Here is a 16235-nt window from a genome sequence, read left to right as displayed (position 1 = left end):
TTTTGCTCAGCGTTCGCCTTGCGGTGAAACACCCCGGCAGAGCGCTACTTTTCTTGACCGAAAGCGCAGGTGAAATTAGAGTTGAGGTAGCACTCGAGACAGTACATTGGGCGCACCACTGCGCCGCTGTCTCGCATTAAACGTCAATCCACAATCCGGAGGAACCGATTATGGCCATCAAGCCGCTGGAAGACCGCGTCGTTATCAAGATTGAACAGGCTGAGCAGACCACCGCATCCGGTCTGGTCATCCCCGAAACTGCGAAGGAAAAGCCGCAGGAAGCACGCGTTGTCGCCGTTGGCCCCGGCCGCGTGGATGAGAAGGGCAACCGCATCCCCGTTGACATCAAGGAAGGCGACGTTGTCGTGTTCTCCCGCTACGGTGGCACCGAGGTCAAGTACCAGGGCGAGGAGTACCTGATTCTCTCCGCACGCGACGTGCTGGCAATCGTCGACTAATCACTTCGAATACTCATGCGCCGTACCGTTCACCCGGTGCGGCGCATGAGCTATCATCTGCCCCCTCATTTTCTTTCTGTGACGCACTAGGAGTAGCGAACACATGGCTAAGCAGCTTGAATTCAACGATGCCGCCCGCAAGTCCCTGCAGGCCGGCGTCGATAAGCTGGCAAACGCGGTCAAGGTAACCCTTGGCCCGCGCGGGCGCAATGTTGTGCTCGATAAGCAGTGGGGTGCGCCCGTCATCACCAACGACGGCGTGTCCATTGCCCGCGAGATTGAACTGGACGACCCGTACGAGAACCTGGGCGCCCAGCTGGCGAAGGAAGTCGCCACCAAGACCAACGACGTTGCCGGTGACGGCACCACCACCGCAACCGTGCTCGCGCAGGCGCTGGTGAACGAGGGCCTGCGCAACGTGACCAGCGGCGCGGCTCCCGCGGACGTCAAGCGCGGCATCGAGGCGGCCGTGGAGGCTGTCTCCGCACGCCTGCTCGAGAACGCACGCCCCGTGCAGGGCCCCGAGGTGGCGCACGTCGCCGCTATCTCCGCCCAGTCCGAGCAGATTGGTGAGCTGCTGGCTCGCGCCTTCGAGAAGGTCGGCCAGGACGGCGTCATCACCATCGAGGATGGTTCCTCCACCGAGATTGAGCTGGAGATTACCGAGGGTATGCAGTTCGACAAGGGCTACCTCTCTCCCTCCTTCGTCACCGACGCCGAGCGCGGCGAGGCTGTCCTGGAGAACACCCTGGTGTTGCTCTACCAGGGCAAGATTTCCACCATCGCAGAGATCATGCCCGTGCTCGAAAAGATCGTTCAGGCCAAGAAGCCGCTGACCATCATCGCTGAAGACGTTGACGGTGAGGCGCTCTCCGCCCTGGTCGTGAACAAGCTGCGCGGCACCATCAACGTGGTGGCTCTGAAGGCCCCCGGTTTCGGTGACCGCCGCAAGGCCATCATGCAGGATCTCGCAATCCTGACCGGCGGTACCGTCGTGACCGGCGAGCTCGGCATCGACCTGCCGCAGGTTACCCTGGAGCACCTGGGCTCGGCACGCCGCGTGACCGTCACCAAGTCCCACACCACCATCGTGGACGGCGGCGGCGACCCCGAGGCCATCGAGGACCGCGTGCAGCAGCTGCGCCGCGAAATCGAGCGCGTGGATTCCGAGTGGGACCGCGAGAAGCTCAAGGAGCGCCTGGCTAAGCTGGCCGGCGGCGTGGGCGTCATCAAGGTCGGTGCCGCAACCGAGGTTGAGGCGAAGGAGCGCAAGCACCGCATCGAGGATGCTGTCTCCTCCACCCGCGCAGCCCTGGAAGAGGGCATTGTCTCCGGTGGTGGTTCCGCGCTGGTCCACGCTCTGAAGGCGCTGGACGGCCTGGAGCTGGATAACCACGACGCAAACGTGGGCGTGCAGATTGTTCGCCGCGCCCTGGTTCAGCCGCTGCGCTGGATTGCTGAGAACGCCGGCGAGGACGGCTACGTCATCGTCTCCAAGGTCTCCGAGCTGCCCGTGGGTCACGGCTACAACGCCAAGACCGGCGAGTACGGCGACCTGATTGAGGCCGGCGTGATTGACCCGGTGAAGGTGACTCGTTCGGCCCTGCAGAACGCCTCCTCCATCGCGGCTCTGGTGCTGACCACCGAGACCCTGGTGGTTGAGAAGCCCGAAGAAACAGAAGAAGACTAAAAAGTGTGTGTGCCCGGTACTGCCCCCTGAACTGGAGGCGGTACCGGGCACTCGCTGTCGGTAGGCTCGGGTGCGCTCGCGTTCGTGAGTGCGCTAGAACCTACCGGCGGCCTCCCGCTGAGGGGTGCTTACTATGAGTGCTTCTCAGCAAAGAAACCTTTAGCGGTTTACTATAGAAGGTAAGCTGCTCCCGTTTGCGCTCAAACCACCTTGTGGGGTGCGAGCAGGCGGGTCGTACCGCATCTTGACATACGCAACGTATAGGCTGAGCTTCTCACCGATGAAGCCAGCATCCGAAAGGTAGACAATGACCATTCCCACCGCTCTGTCCGAGGATCCCTTCGGCTTCACCGGCCTGACCTACGATGACGTGCTGCTGCTGCCCGGCAACACCGACGTCATCCCCTCCGATGCGGACACCTCCACCCGCCTGTCCAAGCGCATCACCCTGAACACCCCCATCATCTCCGCGGCAATGGACACCGTGACCGATTCCGCTATGGCAATCGCTATGGCACGTCTGGGCGGTATGGGTGTTATCCACCGCAACCTTTCCATCGAGGATCAGGCTGCACACGTTGACCGCGTGAAGCGCTCCGAGTCCGGCATGATTATCAACCCCGTCACCATCGGTGCTGACGCAACCATCGCTGAGTACGACGAGGTCTGCGGCTACTACAAGGTTTCCGGTCTGCCGGTTGTCAGCGAAGAGGGCGTGCTGGAAGGTATCATCACCAACCGCGATATCCGCTACATCTCCCGCTCCGACTACGACGGCATTCGCGTTCGCGACATCATGACCCCCATGCCGCTGGTCACCGCGCACCCCAGCGTCACCAAGGACGAGGCGTTCGCACTGCTGTCCCACAACAAGATTGAGCGTCTGCCCCTGGTTGACGACGCAGGCAAGCTCGCCGGTCTGATTACCCTGAAGGACTTCGTCAAGACCGAGCAGTACCCCCGCGCCACCAAGGATGAGGATGGCCGCCTGCGTGCCGGTGCCGCTATCGGTTTCTTCGGTGACGGCTACGAGCGTGCAATGACCCTGGTCGAGGCTGGCGTCGACGCACTGTTCGTGGATACCGCAAACGGTCACTCCCAGGGCGTGCTCGACATGATCGCCCGCCTGAAGAAGGACCCCGCCGCAGCACACGTGGACGTCATCGGTGGCCAGGCTGCAACCCGCCTGGGCGCACAGGCAATCATTGACGCTGGCGCTGACGGCGTGAAGGTTGGCGTTGGTCCCGGCTCCATCTGCACCACCCGCATTATCGCCGGTGTTGGCGTTCCCCAGGTGACCGCTATCAACGAGTCCGCTAAGGCAGCAATCCCGGCAGGTGTGCCGCTGATTGCTGACGGCGGTATGCAGCACTCCGGCGAGATTGGCAAGGCACTGGTTGCTGGCGCTGACTCCGTGATGCTCGGTTCCCTGCTTGCTGGTACTACCGAGTCTCCCGGTGAGCTGATCTTCATGAACGGTAAGCAGTACAAGGCATACCGCGGCATGGGTTCGCTCGGCGCAATGCAGACCCGCGGCCGCCACAAGTCCTTCTCCAAGGACCGCTACTTCCAGGCTGACGTCTCCAGCGAAGAGAAGCTGATCCCCGAGGGTATTGAGGGTCAGGTTCCCTTCCGCGGCCCGCTCTCCGCAGTGATTCACCAGCTCGAAGGCGGCCTGCGCCAGACCATGTTCTACGTCGGTTCCCGCACCATCGAGGAGCTCAAGTACAAGGGTCAGTTCGTGCGCATCACCCCCGCAGGCCTGAAGGAATCGCACCCGCACGACATCATGATGACCGTTGAGGCACCGAACTACCGCCGCTAAAACGCATCACTAACGATGATTCGCCGCATGGTGTGCACACCGTGCGCCGTTGAGCCCGCCCCATACCCGCTACGGTATCGGGGGCGGGCATCGGCGCGAATAACGCCCAGCGGCACCCCTCAAACCGAATTCGAAAGGATTCACCCCATGTCTGAAATTCAGATTGGCCTCTCCAAGAACGCCCGCCCCACCTACTCCCTGGACGATGTAGCGCTGGTACCCACCCGCCGTACTCGCGACCGCCGCGATGTCGACACCTCCTGGCAGATTGACGCCTTCAAGTTCGACACCCCGATTATTGGTGCGCCCATGGACTCGGTCATGTCCCCGGCGACCGCCATTGCCCTGGGCAAGCTGGGTGGCCTGGGCGTGCTGAACCTCGAGGGCCTGTGGACCCGCTACGAGGACCCGCAGCCGCTGCTCGACGAGATTGTTGAGCTGCCCGAGGCAGATCCCGCCTCCGCAACTACCCGCATGCAGCAGATTTACTCCGAGCCGATTAAGCCGGAACTGATTACTGCACGCTTGGAAGAGATTCGTGACTCCGGTGTGGTTGTTGCCGGCTCCCTGAGCCCGCAGAACACCCAGGAGCACTACGAGACTGTGGTGAAGGCTGGCGTTGAGCTGTTCGTTATCCGCGGTGCATCCGTCTCTGCTGAGCACATTTCGACCTCTCACGAGCCGCTGAACCTGAAGAAGTTCATCTACGAGCTGGACGTTCCCGTCATCGTCGGTGGCGTGGCTGGCTACTCGCAGGCTAAGCACCTGATGCGTACCGGTGCCGCCGGTGTGCTGGTTGGCTTCGGCGGCGGCTCCGCGCAGACCACCCGCCAGGGCCTGGGCATCTCCGCACCCATGGCAACCGCTATCGCCGACGTGGCAGCGGCACGTTCCGACTACCTGGACGAGTCCGGCGGCCGCTACGTACACGTGATCGCTGACGGCTCCCTGGGCCGCTCCGGCGACATGGTGAAGGCGCTCGCACTGGGCGCTGACGCTGTCATGCTGGGCGCTCCGCTGGCTCGCGCATCCGAGGCTCCCGGCCAGGGCTGGTACTGGGGCAACGAGGCGCACTCGCTGGACTTCCCGCGCGGCGTGCGCACCCCGCTGGGTGTTGTCGGCTCCCTGGAGGAGGTCCTGTACGGTCCTTCGCACCACGTGAACGGCACCAGCAACATTGTCGGTGCGCTCAAGCGCGCAATGGCTAACTGCGGTTACTTGGATCTGAAGAAGTTCCAGAAGGCGGAACTGACTGTGGTTCCTTCCTACCGCGGCTAATGTAGCTTCATGAATCACCGCTTGGCGGTTGGCAGGTTTTGGTCTGCCGGTCGCCGGGCGGTGCTTTCTATACGCGCGCTCTACCCCGTTAGGACATGTAGCGGCACCTCCGGATGGGGGAGTGTCTACGTGCCGTCGGCGGCGTACAGCGATAGCGTAAAATAGATGTATCCCCGCGCAAGTGCGCGGATTAGTACCAACACGTTGAGGTAATTTTCGTGACCAACTCTGTGAACCTGGACCAGCTCGAAGAGCGTCCCGTCCTGGTGGTAGATTACGGTGCACAGTACGCGCAGCTCATCGCTCGCCGCGTGCGTGAAGCCGGCATCTACTCCGAAATCGTCCCCCACTCCATGAGCACCGAGAAGATGCTCGCCAAGAACCCGGCAGCCATCGTGCTCTCCGGTGGCCCCTCCTCGGTCTACGCCGATGGCGCACCCAAGGGCGACAAGGCCCTCTTCGAAGCTGGCGTGCCGATTTTCGGTATCTGCTACGGCTTCCAGGTGATGGCCCAGACCCTCGGCGGCACCGTCGCCCAGACCGGCCTGCGCGAATACGGCGCAACTGACGCTGTGGTCTGCGCCGAGAACTCCTCCTTCCTGACCGGCACCCCCACCACCCAGAACGTGTGGATGTCTCACGGCGACTCCGTGACCGAAGCCCCCGAAGGCTTCGAGGTGCTGGCAAAGACCCCCGGCGCATCCGTGGCAGCATTCGTGGACGAGTCCCGTAAGCTCGGCGGCGTGCAGTGGCACCCCGAGGTGAAGCACTCCGACTACGGCCAGGTCGCCCTGGAGAACTTCCTCTACAATGTGGCAGGCCTGAAGCCCACCTGGTCCACCAACAACATCATCGAGGAGCAGGTCGCTAAGATCCGCGAGCAGGTCGGTAGCGACCGCGTCATCTGCGCGCTCTCCGGCGGCGTTGACTCCTCCGTGGCGGCAGCACTCGTGCACAAGGCTGTCGGCGACCAGCTCACCTGCTTCTTCATCGACCACGGTCTGCTCCGTGAGGGCGAGCGTGAACAGGTCGAGCAGGACTACGCAGCATCCATGGGCATTAAGGTCATCACCATCGACGAGTCGGAGCGTTTCCTCTCCGCACTCGAGGGCATCACCGAGCCCGAGGCAAAGCGTAAGGCTATCGGCCGCGAGTTCATCCGCTCCTTTGAAGAGGCACAGCGCAAGCTGATTGCCGAAGCTGGCGAAGAAGGCGCAGACATCAAGTTCCTGGTCCAGGGCACCCTGTACCCGGATGTTGTCGAGTCCGGCGGCGGCGACGGCACCGCAAACATTAAGAGCCACCACAACGTGGGCGGCCTTCCCGACGACCTGACCTTCGAACTGGTTGAGCCGCTGCGCACCCTGTTCAAGGACGAGGTCCGCGCTATCGGTCGTGAGCTCGGCGTTCCCGAGAAGATCGTGGCGCGTCAGCCCTTCCCCGGCCCCGGCCTGGGCATCCGCATTGTCGGCGAGGTTAACCGCGAGAACCTGGAGACCCTGCGTGCCGCTGACGCTATCGTGCGTGAAGAACTGACCGCAGCAGGTCAGGACGAGCACATCTGGCAGTGCCCCGTAGTTCTGCTGGCTGGCGTTCGCTCCGTGGGCGTTCAGGGCGACGGTCGTACCTACGGTCACCCGATTGTTCTGCGCCCGGTCTCTTCGGAAGACGCAATGACCGCTGACTGGTCGCGCCTGCCGTACGACCTGCTGGCTAAGATCTCGAACCGTATTACGAACGAGGTCAAGGACGTTAACCGAGTGGTGCTGGACGTTACCTCCAAGCCCCCGGGAACCATTGAGTGGGAGTAATAATCCCTGTGGGGGAGTGAAGCTCCTCCCGTGAAAAAGCCGCCCGGTGCATCCTGTTGTGGATGCGCCGGGCGGCTTCTTGCGTAAGAACATGTAGAAAATTTCTGGGCGGATATTTTTCAAATTTATAAAAAATCGTCTATTTATTTAAACCGTGAGTCTAAATAAAAGAAATGCACTCCATAAATACCTCGAAAGTACCCACAAAACTACATCAAGAAATAAAACGGTTTAGTGCGGGTGGTTCGGGTGACGAATCGAATCACGCCAATGAGCGCTCGACCCCAACCCAAAATGCAGAGCAAAAAACGTGCCAAAACAACAGAACCCAAACGCGCACGCCATGTACACGCCGTAGGTCAGCATCATAAACTCAGAATCGTGACTCACACCCGAAGCGACATTCAGCGCCAACGAGACGCCCAGAATCACAAGCCACGCAGCGCTTGCAGCCGCAATCAGCCACGAGATAGCACTCAACACCGGGTGAGGAACCCTAAACGTGCGCTCAGGGTCGCTCACAGACGCTACAGGCGCATTATCAACGGCGACAGGTTCAGCTACCACGGTCGAAATATTCGAGGCTGAGGGAGCCGCAGAAGAACGCCACGGAATATGCACACCGGCGTGCTGCCCCTGCGTCTTCGCGGGGTTCTTTGCGGACCGGTGAGGGACGCCTCCAGATTCGGGAGGAGAAGAAAGATACGGTTGCTGCATGGCGGGCTCCTGGATATATAACCTCGCATGAGAAGAAACAACAGTGCGTCTAATGATGCGAGAAAATGAGTGTCGGCGATAGATTGAAAGAATACGGTGAGGACATATTCTTTCTATATTTCAAGATTAGAAGCGAACCGCATAAAAAACGAGGGTTTGACGGAATATGATGCAATATGACGCGAAAAATCCGAAAACCATAGAGAAAAAATAATCAACCTCAACCTGAAGGTTCAGGGTAGGGTTATTAGACACGCCCCATTGCGGCGAAAAACAGCAGAGCTACAGCGAAAGGAACGAGCATGGGAATCATCCTCCCACTCATCTACCTAAGTCTAGGTCTGGGGCTCGCGCTACTGCTACCCGAACGCTGGAGCACCCGCCTCAAAGAAAGCGCCTCAACCCTGCTGACCCGCTGGATTATTCCCGCCGTCATCATCTACACGGTTGCCACTAGCCGTCCCGAGCTGTTCTTTGTTGCCGCCTCCACCATGGTGCTGATGCTCCTCGGCGTGCTCGGTGCCGGGCGGATTACCCGTGATCCCGTGCAGAAGCTCGCCTTCGTCTACCTGAACGCGGGACTCTTCGGCATCCCCGTGGTCGCGGGCATCTGGGGCGATGAGGCCGTGCGCGTCTACATTGGCGCGTACATCGGAAACTCCATCATGGGCAATATCCTGGGAACCTCGCTACTACGCGGTGGTTCCAAGACAGATGCCGGGGCAGGGAAGGGCAACGCACCGGATACACAAGCCACAAGGAGTCACGGTGGGACCCTCCTCACGGTGTTGCGGGGTCTGCGTACCAGCCCGCCCGTTATCGCCGTGGTGGTGGGTCTACTCTGCCTGCCCGCTGGGCCCATCCTGAGCCAGCACGGGGCAGGTTTCTACCGGGTACTGACCTGGGTCTTCAGCTTTATCGGAATGATCGTGCTGGGCATGTGGCTCGGTGCCGCCAAACTGCACCGCGCAGACCTCACCCGCGCCGCCGGATGGGCTCTCCTACGCGCCGTGCTCATGAGCGTCTACAGCGTCGGCGTGCTGGGGCTCGCCCGCTGGGCACACGATACAGCGGGCATACACTTCGACCAGCTACTCGCGCATCCGCAGGTGCTCTTCATCCTTGCGGTCCTGCCGCCAGCCGCCAACATCGTCATCCTGGAAACACACTACCGGCACGAAGGCACCGCAGCCCCCGTCATTGCCGCCGGCGCGGTCGTCAGCCTGGGAATGATCGCGCTCGCCGTACCAATCCTGCAACTCGTATTCGCCAGCTAAACAGAGCCAAGAAAGCACGCCGGGATCACCAAGAAGACAACAAAAAAGACAGCAAAAGGAGGGCGGGGCATAAGCCTCACCCTCCTTCTACTGTCTATTCACCTTATCGGCACGCGGTAGCACTCAACGAGCTACAGCGCTTAGCGTACGATGTGGTACACCTTCGCCTCGTAGGGGCGCAGGGTCGAACCCGCATCGTCCTTGTAGTTGGAGCTCACCAGCTCAACACGAGCGCCAGCCTCACGAGCCTCGTTCAGCAGCGCGAAGTCACGCTCCTGCTCTTCAGCGGTGAAGTTCGAAATCACCAGCAGAGACTCGTTCGCCGGGGAACCGTCAGCGCCACCGGTACGGGTGTACGCGTACACAGCCTCGTCCTCGTTGTGCGGAACCTGAACCGAATCCACCGGAGCGAAGGACGCATAAACCATCAGGTCCTTCAGCTCACCGCGGCGCAGCGCCACCAGCTGCTGGTAGTGGTAGAAGACCGAGTCCTCATCCGCCAGAACAGCCTCAGCGTTAATCGCCGGGTAGTTCGGGTTCACAGCAATCCACGGGGTCACACCCTCGGGGCTAAAACCGCCGTTAGCGGAAGCATCCCACTGAACCGGGGTACGAGCATTGTCGCGGCCCTTGATGTAGATCGCCTGCATCGCCTCTTCGTGGCTCAGACGCTTGTGGTCCACGTGCATGTCCTCGTAGAAGCGAATCGAGTCACCATCGCGGTAGTCCTCAATCGAATCGAACTTCACGTTGGTCATGCCGATTTCTTCACCCTGGTAGATGTACGGGGTGCCCTGCATGAAGTGCAGGGTGGTCGCCAGCTGCTTAGCGGACAGGGTGCGGAACTCATCCGAATCGTTACCGAAACGGGAAACCACGCGCGGCTGGTCGTGGTTGTTCCAGTACAGCGAACCCCAGGCGTTACCCTCCAGGGTGGTCTGCCAGTCGTTCAGGATGCGCTTGAGCTCGGTCAGCTTGTACGGTGCGTAGGACCACTTACCGCCCAGGGAGCCGTTCGGGTCGTTGTCCACGCCCATGTGATCGAAGTGGAAGATCATGTTCAGCTCACCGGTGTGGTAGCCGGCCCACAGCTTAGCGTCCTCGGGGCTGGTTGCGCTGGTCTCGCCCACGGTCATCACGTCGTAGCGGCTGAAGGTCTCGCGGGTGAGCTCCTTCATCCACGGGTGCACCATGGTGCCGTTGGAGATGACGAACGGAATCGAGGAGGTGTGCTTCTCAAAGTCGGTGGAGGGGTCATCCGGGAAGCCCTCGGGCTTGGAGATGATGTTGATAGCGTCCAGGCGGAAGCCGTCAACGCCCTTGTCCAGCCACCAGCGAACCATGGAGTACAGGTCCTCGCGAACCTTCTCGTTCTCCCAGTTCAGGTCGGGCTGTTCCTTGAAGAAGATGTGCAGGTAGAACTGGCCGGTCGCCTCGTCCCACTCCCATGCCGGGCCACCGAACTCGGATGCCCAGTTGTTCGGAGGAATCGGGTTGCCGTCCTCGTCGAAGCCCTTCGGGTCCTTCCAAATGTAGTAGTCGCGGTAGGGGTTGTCCTTGGAGGAGCGGGACTCCTTGAACCAGGGGTGCTGATCGGAGGTGTGGTTCGCGACCAGGTCCATGAGGATCTTGATGCCGTGCTTGTGGGCGGTCTCAAGCATCTCGTCGAAGTCTTCCATGGTGCCGAAGTCACTCATGATGGCGAAGTAATCGGAAATGTCGTAGCCGTTATCCACGTTCGGCGAGTCGAACACAGGGGAGAGCCAGATGACGTTGATACCCAGCTTAGCCAGGTAGGGCAGCTTATCGGTGATACCCTTCAGGTCACCGATACCGTCGCCGTTCGCGTCGTTGAAGGAACGGGGGTACACCTGGTACACCACGGCTTCCTTCCACCACTGGCGGCCCTCGTAGGAGGGAACCTCGTATGCCTCGGAGTTGCTCATAATTGCCTTTCTGTACCGGCGGTTACGCCGAAGAGGGAAAAGGTGTCTGTGATTGAAGTATAGGGCGAAGGGGGACCGGAATGTCTGTGCCGAATCCCCCTCGCGCATTACATTTTTGGGGCGTGCCTACTTAGCGTTGCCGAAGAGGTAAACCTTCGCCTCGTAGGGGCGCAGCAGGGTGCCCTCGTCGGTGAACTCGCGGTTCTCATCGCGGTAGTTCGAGCTAATCAGCTTCGGGGTGTTCTCGATAGCCTTCAGCTCGTTCGGGGAGAGAGCCTGCGAGTTGGTCAGAACCACCGAATCCAGGTTGCCGCCCGCGTAGTTCAGCTGAACGGTGTCATCGGTGAAGTTAGCTACGACCAGCAGGGCGCGCTCGCCGGTTGCAGCGGCGTCCTCATCGGAGTTCACGCGCAGGTAGGCGTAGACCTGCTCGTCCTCTTCATCCAGGAGGCGGTACTCACCGGTCAGGACGATCGGGTGCTCACGGCGCAGGCTAATCAGGTCGCGGTAGTGGTAGAACACGGAATCCGGGTCTGCGAGCTCTGCTTCTGCGTTGATTTCGGTGTAGCGCGGGTTCAGCTTCAGCCACGGGGTGCCGGAGGTGAAGCCTGCGTTCTCGCCAGCGGTCCACTGCATGGGGGTGCGTGCGTTGTCGCGGCCGGAGGCGCTGATGTAGCGCAGCATGTCCTCGGCGGAGACGCGGCCCGACTCTTCAACGTACTTGCGCCAGGAGTCGTGAATTTCCAGGTCGTTGTAGTCCTTGACGTCGTCGAAGAAGACGTTGGTCATGCCCAGCTCTTCACCCTGGTAGATGTAGGGGGTGCCCTGCATCAGGTGCAGTACGGTGCCCAGCATCTTGGCGCTGACGGTGCGGTACTCGGGGGAGTCGTTACCGAAGCGGGAGACGGTGCGGGGCTGGTCGTGGTTGTTCCAGTACAGGGAGTTCCAGCCGCGGCCGTGCAGACCCTCCTGCCAGTGGGTGAGGACCTTCTTGAGGTCAACCAGGTTGAAGCGGCGGTCGGACCACTTGCCGGTCACGCCACCTTCGGAGGCGTCTACGTCCATGTGTTCGAACTGGAACACCATCTGCAGCTCGTTGCGGTCGAAGCCGGTGTAGAGTGCGGCGTCGTCCACGGTCACGCAGGGGGTTTCGCCCACGGTCATGACCGGGTACTTGCTGAGCACCTCGCGGTTCATTTCCTGCAGGAACTCGTGCACGCGCGGGCCGTTAGCTGCGACGGCAAGGGAGTTGTCGAGGCCGCCAGCGAGGACTGCCGGGTCCTCGGGGAAGGAGAGATCCTTAGAGATCAGGTTGATGACGTCCATGCGGAAGCCGTCCACGCCCTTGTCCAGCCAGAAGCGCATGATGTCGTAGACCTCTTCGCGGACCTTCGGGTTCTCCCAGTTCAGGTCGGGCTGCTTGACGGAGAAGTAGTGCAGGTAGAACTGGCCGGTCGCCTCGTCCCACTCCCATACGGAGGGGCTGAAGCAGGAAATCCAGTTGTTCGGCGGAATCGGCTTGCCGTCCTCGTCGAAGCCCTTGGGGTCGCGCCAGATGTAGTAGTCGCGGTAGGGGTTGTCCTTGGAGGAGCGTGCCTGCTTGAACCATTCGTGCTCGTCGGAGGTGTGGTTGACCACCAGGTCCATCATGAGCTTGATGCCGTGCTCGTGCGCGGTTTCGAGCAGCTTGTCGAAGTCGTCCATGGTGCCGAACTCGGTCATGATGGCACGGTAGTCGGAGATGTCGTAGCCGTTGTCGTCGTTCGGGGACGCGTAGATGGGGGAGAGCCACAGCACCTCGATGCCGAGGTCTGCCAGGTACGGAATCTTCTCGGTGATGCCGGGCAGGTCGCCGATGCCGTCGCCGTTGGAGTCGTTGAAGGAACGGGGGTAGATCTGGTAGACAACGGGTTCCTGCCACCACTGGGTCTGGGTCGTCATTGGGGTTCCCTCCTTTGGGGTGGATGAGTGTTGTGCGGTTCGCCCTGCTGCGGTGCGGGCGGTTAAGCCTTGGGTTGTTTAGGGCAGCTGGTTGAGGGGCGTGAGGATGCTCTCCGGTGCCCAGCTTTCGGGGTCAATCTCTAGCAGCAGACCGCTGTGGTCGGAGATTGCTTCGGGGGAGTTGTCACGGAAGACAACCGCGTGGGAGTTGACCGTGAGCAGGCGATCTGCGAAGACAAAGTCGATGCGCTTGGCATCCGTGCTACCTTCCCAACCCGCAATTTCGCGGTGGACGGTGTTCTCGCCGTCGGTGTGCTCCGCCAGGGAGCGGGTATCAATCAGACCGCTGGAGGTTACGAACGCGTAGCCTTCGTTGGGCAGGTGCGCCGCGGAGTTGAAGTCGCCGCCGAGAAGTACCGGGGCGGTGCGGGCGCACTCGGCAAGCTCCTGCGAGAGGTGTGCATATTCCTGGGCGAAGAGGGGTTCGCCGTCGAAGTCCCACCAGGACATGTGGGTGGTTGCGCACCAGAAAGGACCGGAGGGGGTCTCGATGAGCGCTGCCTGGGCGGCGCGGCGCTGTACCTGGTGGTAGCCGTAGCCGGGGGACATATTGACGGGCTTGATGCCGCGAATCGGCAGGCGCGAGAGGATGGCTACGCATTCGTCGTAACGGTCCCAGCCGATGTGGGTTTCGGTGAGGGTCCACTCGTAGGTGGCGCCCATTTCGTTGAGCGCCTGCACGAGCAACAGGGCGTAGTTGTCTTCGCGGACCGGAATGCCCGCGCCGCCGCGGTAGTTGAGGGGCTCCTTCACCACTGGGGTGGAGGTGAGCTGGTTGACTTCCTGCAACGCAATGACGTCCACCTGCTGTTCAATGATGAACTTGGCGAGGGTACGGATCTTGGCAATCTGGTGGATTTCGCACCAGCTGTGCGTATTGAGGGTGAGGAAGCGCATGTATTAAGTCCGGGGTATGTGTGAGGTTGAAGAATGATATGCGCACCGCGTATTGAGGTGGTGAGTGTTTATGCACTCTGACCTATGGGTGCACTGTTTATGCTATCGATTCTGTGGGCTGAGTAATAGGGGAAAAGTCGCATCCGCCCTCAGTATTTTTAACCAGTGCCGGGAGATGTTTCAGGTTCTGAAAAACTCTTTCAAAACTCACAGTTTTGGTACCTGCGGGTAGGTAATACCTGGCATTATTGTTTCTGTCTAAAACACATTCGGCATTTAGCGCACGCAGGATATGTGGCACCCGTCTCATATACTTTCGTTTGGAGGTATAAAGATGCGGCGTGACCATCGCAGGCTGGCAATGATCGCCAACCCCTGCGTCCGCTCACTCGACAACCCGAAAGGGCGTATAGCCTCATGATGGAAAAAGTACAGAGGTTCGGCTCTGCCATGCTGGCACCCGTTCTTCTCTTCGCATTCGCTGGCCTCGCGGTCGGTATTGCGATCATTGCACAGAACGGCGACCTGATCCCCCTCGCTGCTGACAAGGAAAGCGCGTGGAACCACTTCTGGTCCGTTTGGGAGTCCGGCGCATGGACCGTCTTCAACCAGATGGAACTGCTCTTCGTGATCGGTCTGCCCATTGCACTGGCAAAGACCGCTAACGCACGTGCAGTGATGGAAGCTGCAATGGTCTACCTGACCTTCAACTACTTCGTCGGCACCATGCTCAAGGTATGGGGCAAGGGCGGCACCGGTTTCTTCGACCTGGACTACACCACCGACATCTCTAAGAGCGCGGCAGGTACCGGTCTGAAGATGATCGCCGGTATCAAGACCATGGACACCGGTATCTTCGGTGCAATCATCATCTCCGCAATCGTGGTGTGGGCACACAACCGCTGGTTCGACAAGAAGCTGCCCGACTTCCTCGGCATCTTCCAGGGTTCCCAGTACGTCTACGGCGTCTGCTTCTTCCTGATGATGCCCGTGGCATTCCTGTTCTCCTGGCTGTGGCCCTACGCTCAGCACGGCATCTCCTCCCTGCAGGGCTTCTTCATCGCATCCGGCGCACTCGGCGTGTGGGTTTACACTTTCCTCGAGCGCTTCCTGATTCCGACCGGTCTGCACCACTTCATCTACTCCCCGTTCGTCTTCGGTAATGTTGTTACCCCGAACGGTATTGCTAAGGACTGGCCGACCCACCTGACCGAGTTCGCAAAGAGCGACAAGCCCCTGAAGGAACTGTTCCCCGGCGGCGGCTTCGCACTGCACGGTAACTCCAAGGTCTTTGCACCCATCGGTATCGCAGCGGCGTTCTACACCACTGCTCGTCCCGAGAAGCGCAAGGAAGTTCTCGCTCTGATGATCCCCGTCTGCCTTACCGCAATCCTGATCGGTATCACCGAGCCCCTCGAGTTCACCTTCCTGTTCCTGGCACCCCCGCTGTTCCTGGTCCACGCAATCCTGGCAGCATCCATGGCAGCAATCATGTACCAGCTGGGCCTGGTTGGTTACATGGGTGGCGGTCTGCTCGACTTCCTGTTCCAGAACTGGATTCCGCTGTGGGCAAACCACTCCGGCACCTACCTCATGCAGATTGGTGTGGGCCTGTGCTTCACCGTCCTGTACTTCCTGATCTTCCGCTTCATGATTCTGAAGTTCGACTTCAAGACCCCCGGTCGTGAAGAAGACGGCGGCGAGACCAAGCTCTACAGCAAGGCAGAGTACAAGGCAGCTAAGGCTGCTGAGAAGAACGGCGGCGCAGCTGCTGAGTCCGCTGACGGCGACCTCTACGCACCCCGTGCAGCTGGCTTCCTCGAACTGCTCGGTGGCGCAGAGAACATCACCACCGTGAACAACTGCGCAACCCGCCTGCGTGTCTCCGTCGCTGATGAGTCCCTCGTCAGCACCTCGGATGCAGACTTCAAGAATGCAGGCGCTCTGGGCCTCGTCCGCAAGGGCAAGGCATTCCAGGTCATCGTCGGCATGGACGTTCCCCAGGTTCGCGAGCGTTTCGAGACCATGGTGAACGAAGCTAAGACCCTCTCCTAAGAGGTATCAGCTTTCAACCGCCTGACGGTATGACGCCTCATAAGGTATAGACTTCGCCGGCGGTATCGGATAACACCGATGCCGCCGGCGAAGCTGTACCCGGGCGCGTGCCTGGACTCAAATCTGCACGAGGCACCCACCCAAAGTGAGCGACGACCATCCCCACCCACCCTGGCCGATAACCCTAGAGCGTGTACTATTTATATATTGCTCACCATCGGATTCAGGAGCTTTGAGTGGATTTACAAGACGTCGTGAATGCGAACCAGCACCGATTCAG

The 16235-nt window shown here is 60.4% G+C and carries 11 protein-coding genes; 7 read left to right on the top strand and 4 right to left on the bottom strand.

All coding sequences use genetic code 11. The annotated features are described in order from the left end of the window. The first annotated feature begins 170 nt into the window (after nucleotides 1-170). The 5 genes from groES to guaA all read left to right on the top strand — a co-directional run bounded on the left by groES (nucleotide 171) and on the right by guaA (nucleotide 7062). The gene (gene groES / locus RWL87_RS00910) at nucleotides 171-458 is read left to right on the top strand and encodes a co-chaperone GroES (protein WP_005505066.1); all 288 of its coding nucleotides are present in this window, start codon (nucleotides 171-173) and stop codon (nucleotides 456-458) included. A 103-nt stretch (nucleotides 459-561) separates the two neighbouring features. Then, nucleotides 562-2148 carry a chaperonin GroEL gene (gene groL, locus RWL87_RS00905; protein ID WP_070824594.1) on the top strand — a complete coding sequence of 529 codons (1587 nt, stop codon included), beginning with the start codon at nucleotides 562-564 and terminating at the stop codon, nucleotides 2146-2148. Between the two features lie 307 nt (nucleotides 2149-2455). Then, nucleotides 2456-3973, top strand: a complete 1518-nt coding sequence (guaB, locus tag RWL87_RS00900; protein ID WP_294627912.1) for an IMP dehydrogenase — start codon at nucleotides 2456-2458, stop codon at nucleotides 3971-3973. 147 nt (nucleotides 3974-4120) lie between these two features. Continuing rightward, nucleotides 4121-5251 carry a GuaB3 family IMP dehydrogenase-related protein gene (locus RWL87_RS00895; RefSeq protein ID WP_070690995.1) on the top strand — a complete coding sequence of 377 codons (1131 nt, stop codon included), beginning with the start codon at nucleotides 4121-4123 and terminating at the stop codon, nucleotides 5249-5251. Nucleotides 5252-5469: 218 nt separating this feature from the next. After that, entirely contained in the window at nucleotides 5470-7062 is a 1593-nt protein-coding gene (gene guaA / locus RWL87_RS00890; protein WP_313968599.1) for a glutamine-hydrolyzing GMP synthase, read from the top strand. Nucleotides 7063-7293: 231 nt separating this feature from the next. Here the strand turns inward: guaA and RWL87_RS00885 are convergent, their stop codons facing one another. Continuing rightward, nucleotides 7294-7779, bottom strand: coding sequence for a hypothetical protein (locus RWL87_RS00885; RefSeq protein WP_313968598.1), 486 nt, complete (start codon nucleotides 7777-7779; stop codon nucleotides 7294-7296). Nucleotides 7780-8081: 302 nt separating this feature from the next. On the opposite strand from RWL87_RS00885, the gene RWL87_RS00880 reads away from it, so the two are divergent. Next, entirely contained in the window at nucleotides 8082-9056 is a 975-nt protein-coding gene (locus RWL87_RS00880) for a permease (RefSeq protein WP_313968597.1), read from the top strand. A 140-nt stretch (nucleotides 9057-9196) separates the two neighbouring features. On the opposite strand, the gene RWL87_RS00875 is transcribed toward RWL87_RS00880, so the two are convergent. From RWL87_RS00875 to RWL87_RS00865, 3 genes are all read right to left on the bottom strand, one after another. Then, nucleotides 9197-11002: an alpha-glucosidase gene (locus RWL87_RS00875; RefSeq protein ID WP_313968596.1), complete on the bottom strand. Its 1806-nt coding sequence runs from the start codon at nucleotides 11000-11002 to the stop codon at nucleotides 9197-9199. A 126-nt stretch (nucleotides 11003-11128) separates the two neighbouring features. Then, the gene (locus RWL87_RS00870; protein ID WP_313968595.1) at nucleotides 11129-12943 is read right to left on the bottom strand and encodes an alpha-glucosidase; all 1815 of its coding nucleotides are present in this window, start codon (nucleotides 12941-12943) and stop codon (nucleotides 11129-11131) included. A 78-nt stretch (nucleotides 12944-13021) separates the two neighbouring features. Next, a complete protein-coding gene (locus RWL87_RS00865; RefSeq protein WP_313968594.1) occupies nucleotides 13022-13900 on the bottom strand; it encodes an endonuclease/exonuclease/phosphatase family protein in 879 nt (292 codons plus the stop codon). 417 nt (nucleotides 13901-14317) lie between these two features. Between RWL87_RS00865 and RWL87_RS00860 the strand changes: the two genes are divergently transcribed. Continuing rightward, nucleotides 14318-15955: an alpha-glucoside-specific PTS transporter subunit IIBC gene (locus RWL87_RS00860; RefSeq protein ID WP_313968593.1), complete on the top strand. Its 1638-nt coding sequence runs from the start codon at nucleotides 14318-14320 to the stop codon at nucleotides 15953-15955. The last annotated feature ends 280 nt before the right edge of the window (nucleotides 15956-16235 follow it).

Source organism: uncultured Rothia sp. (assembly GCF_963555405.1).
In the GTDB taxonomy this organism is placed as follows: Bacteria; Actinomycetota; Actinomycetes; order Actinomycetales; family Micrococcaceae; genus Rothia.
The sequence above is the reverse complement of the archived record's forward strand: the minus strand, read 5'-3'. Positions and strand labels throughout refer to the sequence as shown.

What these genes read in the sequence shown, in the direction of transcription:
- groES (WP_005505066.1), top strand. Translation starts at nt 171, where the DNA reads ATGGCCATCAAGCCGCTGGAAGACCGCGTCGTTATCAAGATTGAACAG.
- groL (WP_070824594.1), top strand. Translation starts at nt 562, where the DNA reads ATGGCTAAGCAGCTTGAATTCAACGATGCCGCCCGCAAGTCCCTGCAG.
- guaB (WP_294627912.1), top strand. Translation starts at nt 2,456, where the DNA reads ATGACCATTCCCACCGCTCTGTCCGAGGATCCCTTCGGCTTCACCGGC.
- RWL87_RS00895 (WP_070690995.1), top strand. Translation starts at nt 4,121, where the DNA reads ATGTCTGAAATTCAGATTGGCCTCTCCAAGAACGCCCGCCCCACCTAC.
- RWL87_RS00885 (WP_313968598.1), bottom strand. Translation starts at nt 7,779, where the DNA reads ATGCAGCAACCGTATCTTTCTTCTCCTCCCGAATCTGGAGGCGTCCCT.
- RWL87_RS00880 (WP_313968597.1), top strand. Translation starts at nt 8,082, where the DNA reads ATGGGAATCATCCTCCCACTCATCTACCTAAGTCTAGGTCTGGGGCTC.
- RWL87_RS00875 (WP_313968596.1), bottom strand. Translation starts at nt 11,002, where the DNA reads ATGAGCAACTCCGAGGCATACGAGGTTCCCTCCTACGAGGGCCGCCAG.
- RWL87_RS00870 (WP_313968595.1), bottom strand. Translation starts at nt 12,943, where the DNA reads ATGACGACCCAGACCCAGTGGTGGCAGGAACCCGTTGTCTACCAGATC.
- RWL87_RS00865 (WP_313968594.1), bottom strand. Translation starts at nt 13,900, where the DNA reads ATGCGCTTCCTCACCCTCAATACGCACAGCTGGTGCGAAATCCACCAG.
- RWL87_RS00860 (WP_313968593.1), top strand. Translation starts at nt 14,318, where the DNA reads ATGATGGAAAAAGTACAGAGGTTCGGCTCTGCCATGCTGGCACCCGTT.